At 35.7% G+C, this 6624-nt stretch carries 3 protein-coding genes; all 3 read right to left on the bottom strand.

Going from position 1 to position 6624, the window contains the following annotated elements:
- Positions 1–973 precede the first annotated feature (973 nt).
- Positions 974–2053 carry an HD-GYP domain-containing protein gene (locus AC1RNS_RS23400; RefSeq protein WP_492996162.1) on the bottom strand — a complete coding sequence of 360 codons (1080 nt, stop codon included), beginning with the start codon at positions 2051–2053 and terminating at the stop codon, positions 974–976.
- Between the two features lie 141 nt (positions 2054–2194).
- Entirely contained in the window at positions 2195–4660 is a 2466-nt protein-coding gene (gene gyrA / locus AC1RNS_RS23395; protein ID WP_492996160.1) for a DNA gyrase subunit A, read from the bottom strand.
- A 25-nt stretch (positions 4661–4685) separates the two neighbouring features.
- The gene (gyrB, locus tag AC1RNS_RS23390) at positions 4686–6620 is read right to left on the bottom strand and encodes a DNA topoisomerase (ATP-hydrolyzing) subunit B (protein ID WP_492996159.1); all 1935 of its coding nucleotides are present in this window, start codon (positions 6618–6620) and stop codon (positions 4686–4688) included.
- Between the last annotated feature and the right edge of the window lie 4 nt (positions 6621–6624).

Genomic DNA, 6624 nt, shown 5'->3' with positions numbered 1-6624 from the left:
TTGTTTTGTTCACTAGTGGAAGCTAGCTACTAAAAACTTTATTGATTACGTTTTGCTGTTCAGTTTTCAAGGTTCATTTTCTTCAATTTAAGTATCACCTCTTGGCGACTCACTAATAATATCAATATTCTATAACTATGTCAACACTTTCTCAAAAAAATTATATATTTTTTATAATTAACTATTTCATTCCTATATCAACTTAGTAATTAGAAGACACTAACACACTATATTATTTATTGATTATATAATTTTACACAGATAAATCCATCCAATGAACAGGCTTACTCCTACCAATGTTAATAAATCAAAAAGACTTTATACAGTAGTCATTTTTAGTACTCATTTTCTTAATGTTTTTAACAACTACTTACTATATGTAAAAGAATTATAATATAGGCTATATGTATGCATTCAAAAATAAGTTAAGTGTACATACTAAAAAAGATAACTAGATTGTCAAAAGGCATAATTATTTTCATCCAGTAAAAACACATTGAAATATTTACAATCACATTTTTACTTGTTCATACCCATTTTGTTTTACAACTTTGCCCACTACTGGCTCCTTATCTAAGAATGATTTAGTAAATATTGAATATAGAAGTACCTTTATCAAGAAAAGAGCGTTTTCTGCCACTAATGTACCGCACACTTTGTTCTTGCATTTACGCTTTTTTAGAGTTGTCTCAATCTTATTATCACTTTAAAAAAACAAATATATAGGTATTCAAGATACAATCTCTTTCAGGTTTAAAGTAAGCGCATTTCCGATTGATGATTATTTCTATTTATCTACATCGTCCTTATTATCTTCTTCCCTTTGTTCTCCGCTTACATGTTGTAATAAGAATCTCCCTTTTTTGCTCATAGAAAACCCCTTCCAAACAGAATTGTTTTGACTATTACTATTGCCATTTTTCAACATCTACTTAGAAGGGATAATTTATCACTGATTGTCCTTCAATTATTATTAATTCGTTATAATACGTGAAATATAAAATGTGCGATTTTTTCCTAAATCAAAAATCTCGCCTGAAAGGCATAATTTGATAAGTGGTCGTGTTGGTGCAAATTTATTTACAAACATTACTTCCCCACGTTCCAAATTAGATAGCTCTACAATTGTACCTATTGGTAAGTCAGCAACAATATCAATAAGTGCTCGAACTACTTTAATATCAAATTTTCCAAATTCAGATTCATTAATCATTTCAATTACTTTAAAGGATGATTGCTTAGCTCTATATACACGTTCACATGTCATTGCATGAAAAACATCTGCAACTGCTATAATTTGAGCAAACATAGAAATATTTGCTATTTTCTCAGCTTTTGGATAACCGCTCCCGTTTAAACGCTCATGATGTTGATAAATTGCTTCCTTCATTGTATCTTTTAAGATTGTTAAATCCTTGACCATATTATAGCTATAGGTCGGATGCTTATAAATTTCCTCAAATTCCTGCTCTGTTAAAGTTGTCTTCTTATCGCGAATCCGAGGATGAATTTTTGCCATTCCACAATCAGCTAACAGTCCCCCAATAGCAACTTGAATCGTCGTTCCTCTATCATAGCCCAATTTTTGTGCTATCACTGCTGAAATCAATGCTGTTGCAACACAATGATGATATAAATAATCTTTAGGGTTTGAATACTCATTTAAATCAAAGATAATTGCACGATCCTCTAACACCATTTCCACTAATGGCAAAATAATTGATCGTGCTTTGGCTATATCAACCTTTGCACCAGCTTCCCAATTTTTAAATTCCTTTTTAAATTGCTCAACAGAATTATCATAGACTCTCTTAAAAGTTGGAACAGCCTCAGGTGGTGCAATTAAATCCGTTTCACCGACTTCAGATTGTTGGTCCGTACCATCCTTATAAACAGAAACTCTTGAAATATTAAAAGCAAAAAAAACTTGTAAATGCTCATGAGAAATGATTGTGTTTTTAAATATTATAGGATATTGTGTATTTGCAAAAATATCCTCAGAAATTACTTTACCTACACGCAACTCCGATATTGGGACATGTATAGTTTCCATGCAATTAACACCTCTTCACTATTTCGCTTACTTTACGGTTAATTTCATTTTATCATGGAATTCAAAATAATTACTTATTTTTCATGATTTATGCTAAAAAACCGATGACGGCAATTTTCCCTGCCGTCATCGGTTCCCTTATTATTCTTCTATTTCATCATTTTCTTCATTAGGTTCTTCTTCTTTTTCAACCTTTGCTACAGTTGCAACAAGCTCGTCATCGCCTAAACGAATTAAACGAACACCCTGTGTACTACGACCAATTAATGAGATATCATTGACATCCATACGGATTAGCATGCCATTAATTGTGATCAGCATTAAATCTTCTGAACCATCAACCGTTTTTACAGCTACCATTGGACCGTTTTTATCAGTGATTTGAATTGTTTTTAATCCAACACCACCACGGCTTTGTAAACGATATTCCTCTTCAGATGTACGTTTACCGTAACCTTTTGCTGTAACAACTAAAATTTCCTGTTCCGGTTCAACGATTTCCATACCAACTACTTCGTCACCATCACGTAGTTTAATACCTCGTACACCACCTGCAGTACGACCCATTGAACGAATATCATCCTCTTGGAAACGTACAAGCATTCCATCACGAGTACCGATAATCACTTGTTTCTCGCCATCTGTTAAACGAACAGATATAAGATCATCATCTTCTCGCAAACTTATAGCTATTAAGCCGTTTGTTCGGATATTAGCAAATTGAGATACTGGTGTACGCTTTGTAATACCTGTTTTAGTAGTGAAGATAAAGTATGCATCCTCATCAAATGAAGCTACACGGATCATTGCGGTTACTTTTTCACCTTTTTCAATATTGAGTAAGTTAACAATCGGTAATCCTTTCGCTGTACGACCAAATTCCGGGATCTCATAACCTTTTGCTCTAAACACTTTCCCTTTTGAAGTGAAGAATAAAATTGTATCGTGTGTAGAAGTATTCATAAGATGCTCTACAAAATCATCTTCATTTGTGCCCATACCTTGTACACCACGACCGCCACGTTTTTGACTACGATATGTATTCGCAGCTAAACGTTTGATATAACCATTGTGCGTTAAAGTTACGACTGAATTTTCGACTGGAATTAAATCCTCGTCCTCAATCATTTCTAAACCGCCAGAAGTAATTTCAGTGCGACGTGTATCATTAAAGCGATCTTTTACCTCTAATATTTCAGTGCGAATAATATCAACGATTTTAGCCTCATCAGCTAAAATTGCTTTTAATTCAGCAATTAATATTTGAAGCTCTTGGTATTCTGCTTCAATCTTTTCACGCTCTAATCCACTTAAACGAACTAAACGCATATCTAAAATAGCTTGCGCTTGGCGTTCAGATAAATTGAATCGCTCCATTAATTGAGGTTTCGCTTCATCACCACTACGTGAACCACGAATAATAGCAATAATTTCATCAATATGATCAAGAGCAATACGTAAGCCCTCTAAAATATGTGCACGATCTTCCGCTTTCCTTAAGTCAAATTCCGTACGACGACGAATAATAACCTTTTGGTGCTCTAAATAATGATGCAACATTTCTTTTAAGCCCATTACTTTAGGCTGACCATTTACTAATGACAGCATATTAATACCGAAGCTCGATTGCATAGCTGTTTGTTTATATAAATTATTTAACACTACATTGGCATTTGCATCTTTACGAATTTCAATGACTACCCGCATACCACGTCGGTCAGATTCATCACGTAAATTTGTAATACCATCAATTTTTTTATCGCGTACAAGCTCTGCTATTTTTTCAATAAGCTTAGCTTTGTTCACTTGGTATGGTAATTCATGAATAAGAATTGTTTCTTTACCATTTGATTTTTGTTCAATCTCTACCTTTGCGCGAATAATGATGGAGCCACGACCAGTATCATAGGCACGGCGAATACCACTACGACCTAAAATTAATCCACCAGTTGGGAAATCAGGTCCTGGAATGATTTCCATCAATTCTTCTGTTGTGATAGCTGGATTTTCTGAAAGTGCTATCACTGCATCTATCGTTTCTCCAAGTTGATGTGGCGGAATATTTGTCGCCATACCAACTGCAATTCCCGCCGCTCCGTTTACTAATAAGTTTGGATAGCGACTAGGAAGGACGATAGGTTCCTTTTCTGAACCATCATAGTTATCTGTATAGTCAATTGTGTCTTTATTGATATCACGAAGCATTTCCATTGCAATACGAGACATACGTGATTCTGTATAACGCATCGCTGCCGCTCCGTCTCCATCAACAGATCCAAAGTTACCATGACCATCAACTAACATGTAACGATAGCTGAAATCTTGCGCCATACGTACCATTGCATCATAAATAGATGAGTCACCATGTGGGTGGTATTTACCCATTACGTCCCCAACAATACGTGCTGATTTTTTGTACGCTTTATCTGCTGTATTCCCTAGTTCCTGCATGCCATATAAAATACGGCGATGTACAGGCTTTAATCCATCTCGTACGTCTGGTAATGCACGAGAAACTATTACACTCATCGCATAATCGAGGAAGGATGTTTCAATTTCTTTTGTTATATTAACTCCTTTAACACCGGAGCGTTCTTGTTCTGACAAAGTGTAGACCTCCTCTCAAGAAAAATTAAATATCTAAATTAGCGTATACTGCATTCTCTTCGATAAATTGACGACGTGGTTCAACTTCATCGCCCATTAAACGCTCAAATGCTTGGTTTGCTTTAATTGCATCATCTAATTCTACTTGTAACAATGTGCGGTGCTCAGGATCCATTGTAGTTTCCCAAAGCTGCTCTGCATTCATTTCTCCAAGACCTTTGTATCGTTGTACATTTGGTTTTGGCATTTTCGGTAACCGTTCTAAAATTGCTTGAAGAGTAACATCATCATAGCAATACTCAACATGTTTACCTTGCTTAACTTGATAAAGAGGTGGCTGTGCAATATAAATATAACCTGCCTCTATGAGAGGTCGAAGGAAACGGAAGAAGAATGTTAAAAGTAATGTGCGGATGTGCGCACCATCAACATCGGCATCTGTCATAATAACTATTTTATGATAACGAGCCTTTTCTAAAGTAAACTCTTCACCAATACCTGTGCCAAATGCTGTAATCATTGCACGGATCTCTGCATTCGATAAAATTTTATCTAAACGTGCTTTTTCAACGTTAAGGATTTTACCACGTAACGGTAAGATTGCTTGGAAGTGTCGGTCACGTCCAGATTTCGCAGATCCTCCAGCAGAGTCACCCTCAACGATATAAATTTCGCATTCAGATGGGTTTGTTGATGAACAGTCAGCTAATTTACCTGGCAAACTTGATACTTCAAGTGCATTTTTACGACGTGTAAATTCACGTGCTTTTTTAGCAGCAACACGTGCACGAGCAGCCATTAAACCTTTTTCTACAACCTTACGAGCAACAGTTGGATTTTCTAACATAAATCGTTCAAAACCATCTGAGAACAAGGAGTTAGTAATTTGGCTAACTTCAGAGTTACCAAGCTTTGTTTTCGTTTGCCCTTCAAATTGTGGATCCGGATGCTTAACAGAAACAATAGCCGTTAAACCTTCTCGAACATCTTCACCAGTAAGATTTGCATCTGACTCTTTTAAAAGTCCATTTTTTCGTGCGTAATCATTAATAACACGTGTAAGGGCTGTTTTAAAACCAGATTCATGTGTACCGCCTTCATACGTATTAATGTTATTAGCAAATGAAAAAATATTTGAGGAGAATCCAGCATTATATTGCATAGCAATTTCAACTGAAATGCCATCCTTTTCTCCAAGCACATCAATTGGATCATGGATTGGCTCTTTCGATTGATTTAAATGCTCTACATAAGAACGAATACCACCTTCATAGTGATAAGTAGTAGAACGCTCCTCATTTTCACGTTCATCAGCAATTGTAATCTTTATACCACGATTTAAATAAGCTAATTCACGAATACGATGAGCTAAAATGTCATATTCATAAACAGTAGTTTCTTTAAATATTTCAGGGTCGGCTTTAAAACGTGTAGTTGTGCCATTATGATCTGTATCCCCAATAATTGATAGCTGTTGAACCGTTTGACCACGCTCAAATTTAATTTCATGAATATGACCTTCACGATGTACTTGAACAATCGTTTCAACTGATAGTGCATTCACAACAGATGCCCCAACACCATGAAGACCACCAGATACTTTGTAGCCGCCGCCACCGAACTTACCACCCGCATGTAGCACTGTCATGATAACCTCTACAGCAGGTTTACCCATTTTTTCTTGAATACTTACTGGAATACCACGACCATTATCTTCTACTCGAATCCAATTGTCTTTTTCTATAGTTACTTTTATATCTGTACAAAATCCTGCTAGTGCTTCGTCAATACTATTATCAACAATTTCCCATACTAAGTGGTGAAGCCCTTTAGAGCTTGTCGAACCGATATACATACCAGGTCTTTTACGTACCGCTTCTAAACCTTCCAATACCTGTATCTGATCGGCTTCATAAGCTTGATTTTGTAAACCTTCGTTCTCTATAGCCACGGCTTTCATCTAC

The sequence above is a fragment of the Lysinibacillus sp. GW821-FHT14F06 genome, from assembly GCF_058803665.1.
The sequence above is the reverse complement of the archived record's forward strand: the minus strand, read 5'-3'. Positions and strand labels throughout refer to the sequence as shown.

Bases quoted from the DNA above. Each gene is read 5' to 3' on its own strand.
- AC1RNS_RS23400 (WP_492996162.1), bottom strand. From the start codon at position 2,053: ATGGAAACTATACATGTCCCAATATCGGAGTTGCGTGTAGGTAAAGTA.
- gyrB (WP_492996159.1), bottom strand. From the start codon at position 6,620: ATGAAAGCCGTGGCTATAGAGAACGAAGGTTTACAAAATCAAGCTTAT.